Origin of the sequence: Afipia sp. 1NLS2, assembly GCF_000178995.1 — a bacterium.
GTDB lineage: Bacteria > Pseudomonadota > Alphaproteobacteria > Rhizobiales > Xanthobacteraceae > Afipia.
The window spans coordinates 1,766,266-1,781,171 of sequence record NZ_ADVZ01000001.1 but is presented as its reverse complement, the minus strand read 5'-3'; the positions used below and the strand labels follow the sequence as shown (position 1 = coordinate 1,781,171).

The following is a 14,906-nucleotide window of genomic DNA, read 5'->3' as shown; positions in this document are numbered from 1 at the left end:
AAATGGTTTATAAGTTCATCGTTGCCGGATCGACCGAAAAGACACCCGATGGACGGGTGGCAATCCTCCTGGAGCCTGCTGAACGCGACCTCATGCTAAAGGAGATGCGCGGTTTTGTTGAAGGCCTTCAGGAAATCTCGGAAGCTCTGTCGAAAGATGATATGAAGGGCGTAGCGAAAGCCGCTCGCGCAATGGGAACATCACGAGCCCACGATGTGCCGCTTGGAATGATGGGCAAGCTACCACTAGAATTCAAAAAGCTTGCTTTCAGCACTCACGGCGGATTTGACACCATCGCTATGGATGCCGAGACAATCGCCCTTCCAAAACACACCCTTGGCCAGCTTTCAGAGGTTTTACAAAACTGCGCGGGCTGCCACAGCAGCTACCAGATCAAAGCCACAACGCCTAATTAGATAGAACCGCACAACTTCCCGCCGATGATCTTCAAAAGCCGCAGCTTGAAATTCTTAAGCCGCTGATCATCGATCCTGACCACAGCAATGCCCAGATCCCGCTACCTGTTCCGCTTCAGGGCTTCGTAAGCCTGCCGATTTTTTGGGTGAGGAAATTAATTCGCATGCCGCGTCATCCAAGCTTCTGACGTCTGCAAGCTTCCCGCTCCCAGCATTATTCTACTCAAGACAATGACTGGCCCCCACGGAGTGGTCCGGTCAGAATGTTAGTTTAGGAATTGCATTTTTTCTATCTCCTTTGGTGCTGGCCAGACGAGGGCCTCGGGTGCTGGCGGCCGATATTTCAGCGATGAGTGTGGACGCACCGTGTTGTAGTGGCGTCGCCAGTTCTCGATCACGATCTGAGCCTCCCTCAATGTGTAGAAGATCTCGCCATTGAGCAGCTCATCGCGCAGCTTGCCATTGAAGCTTTCGCAATAGCCGTTCTCCCATGGACTTCCCGGCTCGATGTAAGCGGTTTTGGCGCCGACGGCGGCGATCCAATCCCGGAGCGCCTGGGCGACAAACTCAGGGCCGTTGTCTGAGCGGATGTGCGCAGGGATGCCCCCGCGAGACGAACAGCTCGCACACGGCTTCGATGACATCGATCGCCTTGAGCTTCCGCGCGACACGGATGGCCAGGCTCTCGCGGCTGAACTCGTCGATGATGCACAACATCCGAAACGCCTTGCCATCGTGGGTGCGGTCAGCGACGAAGTCATAGGACCAGACATGGTTGGGCCGCTCCCGCCGCAGACGGATGCAGGAACCGTCGTTGAGCCACAGACGCCCGCGTTTAGGCTGTTTGGCAGGGACCTCAGCCCCTCGCACCGCCAGATTCGCTCGACACGCTTTTTGTTCACCCTCCAGCCGGCTCTGCGAAGCAACGCCGTAATCCGGCGATATCCGTAGCGGCCATATTGGTGGGCAAGCTCGATGATGTCGGCAGTCAAAGCCGCCTCGTCATCAGGTGTCGTGGGGATCTTGCGCTGCGTCGATCGGTGTTGACCCAATGCCCGGCACGCCCGTCTCTCGGAGATGCCAAGTTCGGCTGTGACATGATCGACGCACGCGCGGCGTCGGGAGGGGCTTAGAAGTTTCCCTTTGCGGCCTCTGCCAGGATCAGCTTGTCCAGCGTCAGATCCGACACCGCTCGCCGGAGCCGGGTGTTCTCGGTCTCCAGTTCCTTCAGCCGCTTCACCTGGCCGCCCTTCAGGCCACCATACTCATTCCGCCATCGATAATACGTGACTTCCGTCACGCCTATCGCTCGGACTGCGTCTGCTACCTGATGGCCCTGTGCCATCAGCACATCAACCTGCCGTCGGAGCAGTGGGAATAGATTTCGCTTGCGCCTCAAGGGCCCCGATAGGCAACCGCCTAAATCCGAGCCTTATGCTGGAACGCGCTTACTGAGACCTTCGGCGACCCAGCATCTCACATTGGTTTGAACTCATGAGGATATTCACCAGCAAACGCAGCGCGTGATTCTGTCAACGTCACGGGTTGATTGCGCGCCAGCTTCGCCTTTGTCCGAGCGCCGACGCGCACTTTGGCAAGCATTTCAGTCGATACCGCAAGCGGGGCGTAATTTGGTGGCAGACGCCAGCCCTTGTTGGCACGTCCGTAATTGGACGGACCTGTTTCGGCAGAGGCGTGACCAAGTATCGATGCAATTTCTGGCGCAGTGAATCTGGCTCGAGCGAGCGTCGCACGACACTGTGAGCGCGTTGTTCGTAGCGTCACTCGGGATGCCCAAGCTTCCCCATGACGCAGCCGACGCAAGGCACCACCATAGCGACGCACTAACCGCGCCCTATCACCATTGACCGAAGCGAGCTCGGCTGACAGTCGTGTCAATAATTGAGAAAACTCGGCGAGGTCGAAGTCGTCGAAATCGGATAGCAACCCAATGACGCGGCTGGCAGCCAATCCTCGTTGATTTGCCACGGAAACCTTGGCCGAAACGATGTAAAGTTTGCGGCCGATCAGTCGAGCACCTATCAACTCACACGGTCGTGTGCCCACCTTGATTCCATATTCGAGCAGGCCGGCAAGGTTGTCAAAAGTTGGATGCTTGCGGCTTCGCGCCATGGTTGCCAAGGCAGAGATGCCTTCCGGCTTAATATGGTGCCGTCGTCCGGACGATGTGCGGCCTTTCGGAGCCGCACCACCAATCTTTGCGTGGGGAAGCGTGAGACTTTCCACCAGTTTTTCGGCTTTCTCCACCGTTAAGGTGCCCTCGGAGAACCAGTCGCGCAACTGCTGCAAAACGGTCGCACGCAAAAGGTAATATGAATTTGCTTTCAACGAGGGCGCCCGCCTCCGCAAATCATCGATCACGTCGATCACAGATACTGGCTCACCGCGCTTTCGTGAAAGCGTTTTCTCCATCCCGGCATATCGTTTCCGGTAGGCGGCTTCGGTCTTCGCAGATCGCGTGAGTGTCGCCCCAGAGAAATCAGGCCGCTCCAAGCAAACTGGAAATCTGACAGGATTAGTCATAGGCGCCAACCTTCGGCATCTGGGCCACATTACAGCTGAGTGAGCTGTAATGACCTTCTCATCGGGTCTAGCAAACCGCAAACGGCGATAAATGGCGATCCGATCCAACCGATGTTTCGCGTAAAGCGACGATCATCGGGAACGACTGAAGACCGAACAATTTCCATTGTGCATTCAAAACACGGTTTTTTACCATCACCGTACCGTCACCGTACCTTGAGATTCGCAGTTCAGTCCTCTAGTGGAGCGGCCATTCTCCCGACGCCCACCGCATGCGTCAGTTCAGTCCTTTTGCGCCTCAGACGCAGGCGCTGCTGGGACAGATGCTTGTGCCTGGCTATCCGAGGCCCAGGCCCACGGCGCTATCACCTCATTGAAGAACCAAGATCATTCCGACCACACATCTGGCTCTCAACATGCCGCGAGCAGGCGGCTTAAAAAGCGTGGGAAAGCAGACCGCACGAGGCAGGAAGAGAAACTTGGATCAGCCCGCCAAGCGCGAAGCAGTCGAGCCCTAGCTCAAGCCCACGACGAAGCCCTGCGGATTCAGTTTGCGACAAAAGTGGGCGCACAAAGGCTAATGGGATGTGGCGCGCACGGCTCAGAGGACATTCAAAGACATCCACTTCTGTTCAACTTCATGCTGCGCAGGCAGGCCGATCGGCCCCTCCGTTAACCATCGCAGTTCGAAATACGTCCACAGATCTGGCACTTCGTCGCGGGCGCTCCCATTTTAGGAACGCCAGAGCGTGAGAGCTTTGGCGGCCGCCGTCCGGTGTTCGAGCACCAAACGACGGCCTAACCACAACCGACTTAATAGGAGTCCGTCATGGCTAAGTGCCAGTTTATCCGCGATTCGCGGTCCTCTTCCCATCCCTTGTTGTCGATGATTGCTACCCGTTTGCGGCGGTGCCGCCGGACCATGTTCCGTCGTGGCGGCCGGGTGCCGCGCGGCCTGTCCGCCATCGGCTTCTCATCCGCCATCTAGCGATCGGCCGTCCTGGATGGTGTGCGCGAAGCACGCCTAAGGCTCGCCGTCCCGTCACCTACGCTCACTGATGTGAGAACGGCAAGGGACGCGCATGCCCCAACCCAGGACCCGGTCCCTTCACTGGTTACAACAAGGGATCCTCATCAATGTCTTCAGTTTGTCAGCCCGCTTTTGATGCGGGCACCACCACCATCATCCATCGGCCGCAATCGGCAATCACCGGATTCAGGCGGATCACCGATGAAGCGTCTCCGCTCGCGGTGTGGAGTTTTCCTTTCGCGCCACTTGGCGAGGAGCTCCGTGAACGGCTCGCGGCGCCAGCCTGCTACGTTTTGTCAGACGGCAATCAAGTCTACATCGGCGAGACCGGCAATATGACCCGTCGCTTGACCGAGCATCTGACCGACCCAGGGAAGAAATGTTTCCGCGACGTCTTCGCGGTTACAGGCGTTGCTCATCGCCCCTACGACAAGTCCGGGCCGCTGTATTTGCAGCAATGGCTGACGAGGCGGGCGGAGACCGCTGGCTTTGTCACTGTGAGGAAGGACAAAAACCCGCCGCTCACTGAACCGGCTGACTGGAGGAAGAGTACGCTTGATCGCATCATCGTCGATGCCGAGCGCCTCCTGTTCGATGCCGGCTGCAGGGCCTTTCATGCTAACAGCGACGCCCGCTTTCTCCTTCCGCCTCTCACGCTGCCTTCACCAGCCGCCCACGAAAACACCACGGAGGAGCAAAGCGACCTGATGCACATCGGTGTGGCGGGCATGCCGCCGATGGCTGCGGAATACGAGCTCAACTACTGCGGCATTTGGGCGCGAGGCTCCTCGCTTGGTGACGATTTCGTGGTGGCTGCCGGTTCGGAAGTCCGCGCCTCCGTCAATCCCTCGGCACGCCCGATCGTTACAACCCGCCATGCCATGCTGAAAGACGCCAGCGCTCTGATGCCGATCAGAGGCGTTGAAGACCGGCTACGGCTCACTGTGGCGGTGGCCTTCCGCTCGCTCAATATCGCCGCCCAAGTGGTATGTGGCACTCAGGCCTCCGCGCGGCTCTGGCGGCCGATCAACCAGACTAGCCCCCTCGTCGCGTCATAAAGGGAGCTACACATGAAGATTCAAATTTTCTCTGACCTTCACGCCGATGTCGCGGCTCCTAAGACAATCTCCATCGCCGACGACGTCGACACTATTGTGGTAGCAGGCGACACTTGCGCAGGTATCGATCGAGGGCTCGTCATCCTGCGCAAGATCGTTCCTCAAACCATCCCCATTATCGTGACGGCGGGTAATCACGAGTTCTACCGCCGATGCTGGCCGGAGGAGCTCGCTCTGGCACACAGGCTCGCGCCCCAGTTCAATGCCCATGTGCTGGAGAACGAGACAGTTGTCGTTGGGGGAGTACGGTTCATCGGCGCCACGATGTGGACCGATTATCGTCTTTTTGGCGAGAATCTATCCTCGTCTGCAATGCACGTCGCGCAGAACGGTCTCAATGACCATCGCTTGATTTTGACCTCAAAGCAGCCATTTCGCCGCCTTCGCCCCGTTGACGCTTTACGCCTGCATCAACAATCGCGGATCTACATCCAGGCTACCCTCCAAATACCATTTGCAGGTCCCACCGTAGTGGTAACGCATCATGCGCCACATCGTGGCTCGATTCATCCTCACTACAAGGATGATCTGCTCACCGCAGCGTACGTCTCCGATCTGTCGGAGATACTGCTTGGTGCTCAGGCCCCCGATCTATGGGTGCATGGCCATATCCATAAATCTAGCGATTATTGGATCGGCAAGAGCCAGGTGGTCTGCAACCCTCACGGTTATGGTGACGAGAACTCAGCCTTCAACCCGTCTCTAACCATCGAGGTGGGCCATGAGTGAGCCATTCGACGATGACGGCGACGAGGATGGCAATAGTCATGACGATGACAGTGTCGAGGAGATTAGCATCACTGTCGATGGCGAGCGAATCTTGCTTGGCACTGCAGCCGATAGCGGTGACCTCAAGGACGAGCGTCTTCGCCTGCATCGGCTGTTCCGCTACGGCTTACTCTGCGCAGACCGCTCAGGCCTTGCCCAGGAACGGCTTGCTGCCGAGATCAACGAGATCGCACCAAAAATTGCCCTGCAACCTTGGCTCATCGCCAAGGACTATGCCACGGGCGCCTTGCTTGCAGACGAACTTGATCGCCTTGCCACAAGGGAAGACCAGGCGATCCTGCGCTCATTCGCCGACTGCGTCCGGCTGTTGTCACTGCCAGCACCGCATATCGCCTATCATGCGAAGCACTACCGACGCGTCACGGCGGCTCTGTTCGTTGCCCGCAAGAAGCGCTGGAATACACTTAGCCAGACCATGTTGGCGGAGGTGGAGTCGTTCCTCTACGGCTGGGCGGCAGCGCCACTCATGCTACATGTTATGCCCGAGTTACAGCACTACGACCGAGCAGTGCTCGTCGCCCTGCATCTGGGCCCGCTCATGGCGCTCTGCCGTATCCAAGAAGCGAGGGATTCGGTTCGCAATGAGCAGCATCGCGATGGTAATAACAATAGAGCGCCGGCTAAGATGGCCGCCCCTAGGGACTCCATCCTTGCCAAACTACCGCCGGACCACATCTTGGTTTGTTCTCTCCCCGAAGAGACCACGAACAGCTCAAGCAAGAACTTGACGAGGATCTACACGCCCGCGATCAACACGCCCTTGCCGCTCGCTCTGACACCACCGCTTCATGAGGTGCGCTCAAAGCTGTTGTTCGAATTCCCCTACGCACACGAGGCGATCGATGCCATCCTGTCCGATCTGATCGGCCAGCGGATGGTCAGATTGAAGCCCACTCTGTTGGTCGGCAAACCCGGTGCCGGCAAGTCGCGCTTTGCCAGGCGCCTTGCGGAAGAGCTCGGACTTGCCGTCTGGCGGGTCGACGGCGCGCAATCCGACGGGGCGATCTTTGCCGGCACCGACCGGCGCTGGCACTCGACTGAGCCCTGCCATCCGTTCATGGCTATTCATCGTGCGGGCCACGCCAATCCGCTTGTTCTGATCGACGAATTGGAGAAAGCCGGGACCCGGTCAGACTATGGCCGGCTGTGGGACTGCCTACTGGGCTTCTTCGAACCGGAGACAGCTGCGCGCTATCCGGATCCGGCGCTACAGACCGCACTCGATCTCTCGCATGTCAACTACATCATGACGGCAAACAGCACGAATGCCCTCCCCTCACCACTGCGAGACCGGCTGCGGGTGATCAGTTTTGCAGCTCCAACGTCGGGTGATCTCGACGCGCTATTGCCTGCGGTCCTCGCCAGCATCGCCGTTGAGCGCCAGCTCGACCCGCGCTGGATCATGCCTCTCGATGGCGACGAACACCACGCCACCGCGCAACATTGGGGCGGCGGCTCCGTCCGACAGCTCAAGCGGATCGTCGAGGTCATCCTGAAGGAAAGAGAGAAACAGAGCATCCGGAATTAGCTGAATGCAAATAACGCAGAATCGTTCTTTTCTCAGAAGTAGGACGACCTAGCGCTGATGGCCCAGCCCGATGCCCAGCTTCAAGGCTTTCTGACGCAGCGAGCCTTCCGTGCGCTTCATCTGCTTCGCGATTTTAGCGACCGGGGTTCTTGCTTTGGAATGAACTCGCAAAGTCTTGACGTCGTCCTTTGTAAAAGGGCGGCGCACGGACTTCTTCGGCGCTTTCTTCTTCGACTTTCTCACCTTCTTGGCCATCCAACCTCTCCTCATTACTGCCGGATGCGCTTTGCGCATCATCAACCAGGATCAAGAAGTGGAGACCACGACGGGGCTCCACTTCCCAGGTCAGACGGCGTCCTTGGCAGCCTTGACTGGCCGCGCGCGAACGATCTTACGAGCAGGTTTGGCTTTAAACGTCATTGGCTCGCCCGTGAACGGATTGGTGCCTTTGCGTGCCTTCGTCGCCGGCTTTTTAATCACGACAAACTTGGCAAAGCCCGGAAGGAGAAACGTCCCGTTCTTCTTCAGTTCCTTGTAGCCGATCGTTGCAAGCGATTCGAAAACGCCCTTCACATCTCTCTTTGAGAGCTCGTTAGCTTCGGCGATCTTTTCGATCAATTGCGATTTAGTCATCTGAGTTGCCATGTCGACTCCATTGATTCGGGCAGCCGACACTACTCGATTTGGCGTCTCTTCACCGGCCCATCGGGCGTTTCCCACCGCCATCCAGAATTCGTCGCGGCAGTATTTTCAGAGCTGTGTTCTGCGCCTTGCAGGCGACAGCCTCCTGGCCGCGGCACATAAGCGCCATGCGGTGGCGTGGAGAAGAACAGCAATAATGCAGATGCATCTTCTGCCACTGGTCAGGCATGGCAAGGCACTGTCAGTGAGCGTTTGTGCCCGACAGTTAGCGCCTGGCTCGCGGGCATTAATCGCCCCTCCGCGAATTGCTTGCGCTTGATTACTGCGGAGTTTTTGAAACCTAGGACCGTAAAACGGTTAGCCCATCCGTTATTGTCAAACTTATTTCTAAGGGGCATTATCGAGAAACAATTATGCAATCTTGAAATCCACGCCGGACTATTTTGATACTTGGATGAAGGAAAACATCTTCATCGGCACGAGGATCGCAATAATGAGCATCCAGCGGCACATAATTCAGCTTTACAGCCCTCTGAAAGGCCTTCCGCATTTACCCGAGCATTGCAATTTCCCTATTCAAGGGACTGTTCCACGCTGGCAAAGAACCAGGCGACCTCATTTGCCTCGCTGCTGGAGCCGGAAGAAGTCAGCATAGCGCCCATCCTTCCGAAGCAAATCACTGTGGGAACCGGCTTCGACGATCACTCCGTCTTCAACCACCAGGATCTGGTCGGCATGCATGATCGTGTGAAGGCGGTGCGCAATGACGATCGTCGTGCGATCTTTGCATAAACGCGCGATTGCTTCCTGCACGAACTTTTCCGATTCCGAATCGAGAGCCGCTGTTGCTTCATCGAGCAGAATGATCGGAGCATCCTTGATCAAAGCCCGGGCGATCGCAACCCGCTGACGCTGACCTCCGGACAATTGAGTGCCATGCTCTCCAACCGGGGTCTCGTAACCTCGAGGAAAACCCATAATGAAATCATGCGCACAGGCGGCGCGGGCCGCTGCAACGATCTCCTCCTCGGTCGCGTGAAGTTTTCCGAACGCGATGTTCTCACGGATGGAGCCGCGGAAGAGATAGACATCCTGCCCGACATAAGCAGTCTGCCGGCGAAGCGAGGCACGCGAGCAATCCGAGATCGGCTGGCCGTCGATCACCACTGCTCCTCCATCCACCTCGTAAAATCGCAGGAGAAGCGATAGGATCGTCGACTTTCCGCCACCGGATGGGCCAACCAGCGCCGTCACCTTGCCAGGGTGCGCGATGAAATTCATCGACTTGAGTACAGGCTGCTCGGGACGATAGGCAAACGTCACGTCGCGAAATTCGACCTGCGCATGCGCGAGCTTCAAAGCCGGCTTGTTACTGTCGTCGGGCTCGGAAGCCGGGCTATCGACGATTTCAAGCAGCATACGTGCGCCGATCAGCATGCCGCTCAGATCGATATTGACACGCGCGAGGCGCTTCGCCGGTTCATAGGCAAGCAGAAACGCCGTGATGAACGATACGAACTGCCCCGGCGCCGCATTGGTCCCGATGACGCGATAGCCGCCGTACATCAAAGCACCAGCGATCGCGATGCCGCCCAGCATCTCCATCAAAGGGCCGGAGCGATTTGAAACGACAGCCATCTTGTTTGCATGGGCTTCGACTTCAGCAACGCTCCGATCGACGCGCGCCTGCATCGTCCCTTCGAGGGTAAAAGCCTTTACCGTGCGGATACCCTGCAAGGATTCCTGCACGGCCTCCATAATCGTTGACGCGCTGAGAAATTGGCTTGCGGCAAGACTCTTCACCCTATGTACGATCTTGCGCACAAACAGAAACATCGGCGGCGCAACAACCAGACTAAGCAAAGACAATAAAGGATCCTGCGATACCATCACAGCAACAAGGCCGACCAAGGTCAGAAAATCCTTGCCGACGGCCGTCATAATCAGCGACAGCACTTGAGTGATCGAGGCCGCACCTGCGGATAGACGATTCAAATAGTCCGATGAATGCGATTGCGAATAAAAACCGATGCTTTCCTGCATCATTTTCGCAAAGAGCCTGCGCTGATTGTTGGCAAGGATGGCATTGCTGATCCGCGACAACATTACCGCCTGGAAATAGGTGGCCATGCCTTTGGCGGTAAAGAGCCCGACGACCAGTATCGACAGGGTCATGATGCCGCTGATGCTGCGATAGACATAAGCCTGGTTGATAACTTTGCCGAACAGGTATGCAGACCCGGCGCTGGCGCCGGCCCCGATAGCCATCAGAAAAAATACGAGCAGGTAACGCCGCCAATAAAGTGCGCCCTGTTCCGCAACCAGCCTCTTGATAAGCTGAAACGCTCCGTAGGGATCGTCGGTGATTTTCCGAGGAGTCGAAGGCATATATTATCCAGGCGGCAAACAATCAGCCGCCTGATTGCCCACTATGAAGTCCATTTTCAAGTCGAAAACCAAGCCATTGAGGACCCAAAGGCCAATTTTTCCGGAAATAGGAGCAATCGTAATCCAGAGATGCCGATCTGTTCCTTTTTATTGCGGCATCCTATGATGGCAATTCCATTAAAGAGATATCATCGCAAAAGCCAAAACATGATGCTTTTTTCTCATTCCCGCTTTCAATATCAGCCGAATTCCGAGCCTCTTGTTCTGGCGCTTTCATCGGACGTCGAACTTAGCGAGATCCGCATCAGACCGTTTCTTGCGGCGCTTCTTGCTCGCGGCACGATCGCGGGCTTCCAGATGGCCGACCGCAAAATGCATTCGATGGGATGGCACAAGGATTTTTCCTTTACCCACATCTGGTGCCACCGCAACGTATCGACAGAGCAATATCGATTTTTGCGGAAAAACCAGAATGCCCCGATCGTCTACGATCTCGACGACCTGATGACCGTCACGCCGGACTTCGTCAAAGCGAGACCGCGTAACATCGCACGCATTCGCTGGTGCCTGGAACATGCACAAACGGTGACGACCTCGACCGACGTCTTGAGAGGCCATTTGCTTCAACAGATCCCTTCACCGAAACCGGTCATCACCCTGAAGAACGGATACTCCGGACACGCAACGCCAATCCCTTTTCCAACCATACCACAGAAGCGAATTGTATGGACCTCGGGTGATCACCCCTTCGTGACCCGCGATAATCCAGAATTCACAACCCGGCTCGCGAACATCGCGAATCGCCATGGTTATGAAATGATTATCATCGGCCGCTTCGACCCGGCCCTTGGCAAGCTCTTCAAGCTGTCCCGATACATCCAGCGACTCGACTTCAATTCTTACCGAGAGATTCTACAATATTTCGTCGGCGCCATCGGACTGGCCCCATTGCCGTCGGGGCTTTCGCCGCACAACCAGCAGTTCTTCGATGCGAAGTCTGATATCAAGCTGCTCGACTATCTCGCCAGTGGGCTCGTGCCGATCTGCACCAGCACACCGCCCTATACGCAGTCCGAGCTCTACATTCCAGAACTCGCCGCCGAAAATCCAGATGGCCTTCTCGACAAGCTGGAAAGCTGCATCGTCAACCACGCGAGCTGGATCGAGCGGATAGGCGATAAATTCTATGCAACCAATGTCATGACACAGCGGCAGTTTGGCCCGCTATCACAAGCTTTGGACAACATCTTTCCTGCTCGACCAGAATCAATCGGATAACGGCTTTGTCAGCGGCCATGCCGTTTCTTCGATTGTCATAGGGGGACACGCCAATCCCGGCAACGCTCCGAATATGCGCTCAAGCGCGTGCTGAAGGGTGCCATCGGTTTGTCCGGCTTCTACGGGGAAGTCATCCTGAGAGAGATTCAACGACTTTAACAGATCAAGCAATTCACGACGAACCCAAAACATCGTTCCAGCAAAAAAATCAAGTTTGAAGCGCTCTTCTGGACATCCAAGCCGTTTTGCAAGCTCAAGTGTCAGCGCTGCATTTCGCGGCCATGTACCAAGATAATTCCCCCGAAAATGGGATGAACCTACCAAACCCAGTCCGGGCTGGCTTATAAATCTCTGAAGAATAGCCCTCACCAATTCATCCGATCCGACCAAATCATTTAGAAGCAGTCGCCGCCAGATCTCGCCGAAAATCATACGTGGACCTAACGAAACTGTTTTCTTCCCGTGCAACTTGCAGATGAGTTCAAAATCGTCGAGATGACCCTCTCGCAAGAGCTGAATGAAAGGCCCGACGTCACGGCCACGATTGGGATACACTAATACTTTGGCGTTAGGAAACTGTCCGGCAACCCGAGCGGCAAAATCCGGGTTCGACTCATTTAATGTCACGATCAAACTAAATGGGCATGTGAGATTTCGCAGGCGCTTCTCGAAGTCGGGCCAAACATCGCAATAATGCAAATGAACAATAATTCCAGTCGCAATGCGCCCATTCAACTGCAGCGGCTTTGGCGCCCCAGGAAACCCGACGATATCGTATCCCAGCGTCTGTTGCAAAGCGGAGCTTGAAACTCCAACGTCCCATGCCGCGAGAGTTCTCATGGCGCGCGACGTTTCAAGGCCTTTAGCTCCATATGCGTGAAAAAGGGGGAGTATCGTCAGACAATCGTCCGCATAACGGTTGAAGCGATGAAATCGGAAAAGCCGCAGCGTTTTAAGAAAATCCTTTGGACGAATTCTCCTGAAGGATTTTACACTGACTTCTTGCTTAAGAACGTACAAATCCGTGTCCCGGCCAGAAGACTTCATGATGTATTCCGTTTCAGGAACCGCCGGAATAAATAACGGATGCGAATTCGGATCTGCCTTCCAAACTCGGACAAACGGCTGAAAATTTACTTTGCAGAGCGCCCGCAAATAATAAAGTTGATCCTTCCGAAGGCTAAATTTGCTCCATGCCACATCCGGACTCGCCATGACTCCCTCAAACGATCCGTGAGAACCAATCATACTAATCGTCCAACGTGCCCTGCAGATGCTAACCGGTTTAGGCACTCCGCGGCAGCCAAGCCGCTCAATCCCAGCTACCGTGGCTTATAGGAAAGTCTTCGCCCTGTAATCCACTTTAATGCTCAAATGATACGCGAGATGGCTTCAACAGCTGCATCCAAATGCAAGCCCGTGGAGATCGCAAAGTCGGACTCGGCACCTCTACCGGTGCATCGCAAACTGCTATCTCGAAGAGCAATCTGCATAAAGCCGCAACATTCATCTCCCGACAACCGCGTACATTTCGATTGCCTTCAATATCGTGCCCGAGAAAACATTATTCAAATCCATATACAGCACCGAAGCACTGGTCGATTCAAGCTCACTCTCGTTGGCTGGATGCCTTTATATTAGGACAAGATGAATCGGCCAATCCGCTATCCAGCATCAATTCTGCCTCGAAGTACTTGCTTCGAAGAACAACCACGTTCGAAAACATCAAAAACTCGAAGATCGGCCTTTATTTGCGTCCGCCCCTCGAAGGTAGGCGTCATCTGACGCTCCTCATGATCAGCAGGCATGGTTATGTTACCGGATAAATTACGCCGGGCTATCCGCGCCCCACGAACGGAGTTCAAAGAACCGTCGTCGATTTTCTGCTATGATTCGCGACGTCCTTTCGACGACGCACAACGCGAATTCATGAGCGACCGTCACCTCTCCGGCGTCCGGATAAAAGGTGATCTTGCCGATGGTTTCGGCGTGCCCAAACATCTTATATCCTGTATAAACCTCGCCTTCAGTAATAGGCTCCTCTGGTGAGCTACGCCGCCATATCATTGATTCTACTAGAAATTGTATCGAATGACCGCACGATCATCTCCCCCCATCCTCGTCACCGGTGGTGCAGGATTTATCGGCTCCAATTTCATCCGAGTCTGGCTCGCCCGCGAGGTAGCGCCGGTCATTAATCTCGACAAGCTGACCTACGCGGGCAATCTCGAGAACTTCAGCGATCTCACCAATCAGCGGCACGAATTCGTTCATGGCGACATTGGCGATATCGTGCTGCTTAAGAAGCTGCTTGCCCGCGTGCGCCCGCGCGCCATCGTTAATTTCGCCGCGGAGTCCCATGTCGACCGCTCCATCCATGGCCCGGGTGATTTCATCGCAACAAATGTGGTCGGCACGTTTCACCTGTTGGAGTGTGCGAGAGAATATTGGTTGCACCTAGACAAAGCTGAGCGGGATACATTCCGCTTCCTCCACGTCTCGACGGACGAGGTCTACGGCACTCTGTCCGCGGACGATCCGGCCTTCTCCGAAACCAATGCTTATCTGCCGAACAGCCCTTACGCTGCATCGAAAGCCGCGTCGGATCATCTCGTTCGCGCCTGGTATCACACCTACGGACTTCCGGTTATCACGACGAACTGCTCGAACAATTATGGCCCATACCAGTTTCCCGAAAAGCTAATCCCGTTGATGATCCATAACGCCATTACCGGCAAACCGCTGCCTGTCTATGGCGATGGACTTCAAATCCGTGATTGGCTCCATGTCGAGGATCACTGCGAAGCCATCAGGTGCGTCCTCACCGCAGGCCAACTCGGCGAGACTTACAACATCGGCGGCAACAGCGAAAAAGCCAACATCGATGTGGTTCATACGCTTTGCGACATCCTGGATGCCGAGCATCCCCGCTCCGATGGACAGCCCTATAAGACTCGAATCGCATTCGTAAAGGATAGACCAGGACACGATCGCCGCTATGCCATCGATGCCACGAGGATCAAAAATGAACTCGGCTGGACACCGAAGGAAACCTTCGAGTCCGGTCTACTCAAAACCGTCCGTTGGTATCTCGCCAATTCGACCTGGACTGATCGTGTAATCTCTGGCGCATACCGCGACTGGATTCAGAAGAATTATTCGGCGCGGTGATA

General features: G+C 55.7%; 11 protein-coding genes and 1 pseudogene. 6 read left to right on the top strand and 6 right to left on the bottom strand.

Annotation, left to right across the window (positions count from 1 at the left end; all coding sequences use genetic code 11):
• Positions 1-416 (top strand): hypothetical protein (locus AFIDRAFT_RS20010; protein WP_009338886.1); only part of this gene is annotated, 416 nt, incomplete at its 5' end.
• A gap of 266 nt (positions 417-682) precedes the next feature.
• Here the strand turns inward: AFIDRAFT_RS20010 and AFIDRAFT_RS19435 are convergent.
• Both AFIDRAFT_RS19435 and AFIDRAFT_RS19765 read right to left on the bottom strand, forming a co-directional pair.
• Positions 683-1,815, bottom strand: a pseudogene (locus tag AFIDRAFT_RS19435) (IS3 family transposase).
• A gap of 77 nt (positions 1,816-1,892) precedes the next feature.
• Positions 1,893-2,849: a hypothetical protein gene (locus AFIDRAFT_RS19765; RefSeq protein ID WP_156786862.1), complete on the bottom strand. Its 957-nt coding sequence runs from the start codon at positions 2,847-2,849 to the stop codon at positions 1,893-1,895.
• Positions 2,850-4,097: 1,248 nt separating this feature from the next.
• Between AFIDRAFT_RS19765 and AFIDRAFT_RS08715 the strand changes: the two genes are divergently transcribed.
• The 3 genes from AFIDRAFT_RS08715 to AFIDRAFT_RS20005 are packed head-to-tail and all read left to right on the top strand — an operon-like array spanning position 4,098 to position 7,425.
• Positions 4,098-5,048, top strand: coding sequence for a GIY-YIG nuclease family protein (locus AFIDRAFT_RS08715; protein ID WP_009338878.1), 951 nt, complete (start codon positions 4,098-4,100; stop codon positions 5,046-5,048).
• Between the two features lie 12 nt (positions 5,049-5,060).
• Entirely contained in the window at positions 5,061-5,837 is a 777-nt protein-coding gene (locus tag AFIDRAFT_RS08710) for a metallophosphoesterase (protein WP_009338876.1), read from the top strand.
• Positions 5,830-7,425 (top strand): AAA family ATPase, encoded by a 1,596-nt coding sequence (locus tag AFIDRAFT_RS20005; protein ID WP_009338873.1) that lies wholly within the window; start codon positions 5,830-5,832, stop codon positions 7,423-7,425. The genes AFIDRAFT_RS08710 and AFIDRAFT_RS20005 overlap by 8 nt, the downstream gene beginning before the upstream one ends.
• Positions 7,426-7,473: 48 nt before the next feature.
• On the opposite strand, the gene AFIDRAFT_RS08700 is transcribed toward AFIDRAFT_RS20005, so the two are convergent.
• The 3 genes from AFIDRAFT_RS08700 to AFIDRAFT_RS08690 all read right to left on the bottom strand — a co-directional run bounded on the left by AFIDRAFT_RS08700 (position 7,474) and on the right by AFIDRAFT_RS08690 (position 10,455).
• Positions 7,474-7,680, bottom strand: coding sequence for a hypothetical protein (locus tag AFIDRAFT_RS08700; protein ID WP_009338871.1), 207 nt, complete (start codon positions 7,678-7,680; stop codon positions 7,474-7,476).
• A gap of 90 nt (positions 7,681-7,770) precedes the next feature.
• Entirely contained in the window at positions 7,771-8,070 is a 300-nt protein-coding gene (locus AFIDRAFT_RS08695; RefSeq protein WP_009338869.1) for an HU family DNA-binding protein, read from the bottom strand.
• A 612-nt stretch (positions 8,071-8,682) separates the two neighbouring features.
• Entirely contained in the window at positions 8,683-10,455 is a 1,773-nt protein-coding gene (locus tag AFIDRAFT_RS08690) for an ABC transporter ATP-binding protein (protein WP_009338868.1), read from the bottom strand.
• 207 nt (positions 10,456-10,662) lie between these two features.
• Here AFIDRAFT_RS08690 and AFIDRAFT_RS08685 point away from each other — a divergent pair, with 207 nt between their 5' ends.
• Complete coding sequence (locus tag AFIDRAFT_RS08685; protein WP_009338865.1) at positions 10,663-11,733, top strand: glycosyltransferase family protein; 1,071 nt, start codon at positions 10,663-10,665, stop codon at positions 11,731-11,733.
• Here the strand turns inward: AFIDRAFT_RS08685 and AFIDRAFT_RS19110 are convergent.
• On the bottom strand, positions 11,722-12,948 hold the full coding sequence (locus AFIDRAFT_RS19110) for a rhamnan synthesis F family protein (RefSeq protein ID WP_009338863.1): 1,227 nt from the start codon (positions 12,946-12,948) through the stop codon (positions 11,722-11,724). The genes AFIDRAFT_RS08685 and AFIDRAFT_RS19110 overlap by 12 nt on opposite strands.
• A gap of 876 nt (positions 12,949-13,824) precedes the next feature.
• Between AFIDRAFT_RS19110 and rfbB the strand changes: the two genes are divergently transcribed.
• The gene (rfbB, locus tag AFIDRAFT_RS08670; protein ID WP_009338860.1) at positions 13,825-14,904 is read left to right on the top strand and encodes a dTDP-glucose 4,6-dehydratase; all 1,080 of its coding nucleotides are present in this window, start codon (positions 13,825-13,827) and stop codon (positions 14,902-14,904) included.
• Positions 14,905-14,906 lie beyond the last annotated feature (2 nt).

Coding starts and splice junctions, on each gene's coding strand:
- rfbB (WP_009338860.1), top strand. CDS start 13,825: ATGACCGCACGATCATCTCCCCCCATCCTCGTCACCGGTGGTGCAGGA.
- AFIDRAFT_RS08695 (WP_009338869.1), bottom strand. CDS start 8,070: ATGGCAACTCAGATGACTAAATCGCAATTGATCGAAAAGATCGCCGAA.
- AFIDRAFT_RS19765 (WP_156786862.1), bottom strand. CDS start 2,849: ATGGAGAAAACGCTTTCACGAAAGCGCGGTGAGCCAGTATCTGTGATC.
- AFIDRAFT_RS20005 (WP_009338873.1), top strand. CDS start 5,830: ATGAGTGAGCCATTCGACGATGACGGCGACGAGGATGGCAATAGTCAT.
- AFIDRAFT_RS08710 (WP_009338876.1), top strand. CDS start 5,061: ATGAAGATTCAAATTTTCTCTGACCTTCACGCCGATGTCGCGGCTCCT.
- AFIDRAFT_RS08715 (WP_009338878.1), top strand. CDS start 4,098: ATGTCTTCAGTTTGTCAGCCCGCTTTTGATGCGGGCACCACCACCATC.
- AFIDRAFT_RS08690 (WP_009338868.1), bottom strand. CDS start 10,455: ATGCCTTCGACTCCTCGGAAAATCACCGACGATCCCTACGGAGCGTTT.
- AFIDRAFT_RS19110 (WP_009338863.1), bottom strand. CDS start 12,948: ATGGCGAGTCCGGATGTGGCATGGAGCAAATTTAGCCTTCGGAAGGAT.
- AFIDRAFT_RS08700 (WP_009338871.1), bottom strand. CDS start 7,680: ATGGCCAAGAAGGTGAGAAAGTCGAAGAAGAAAGCGCCGAAGAAGTCC.
- AFIDRAFT_RS08685 (WP_009338865.1), top strand. CDS start 10,663: ATGATGCTTTTTTCTCATTCCCGCTTTCAATATCAGCCGAATTCCGAG.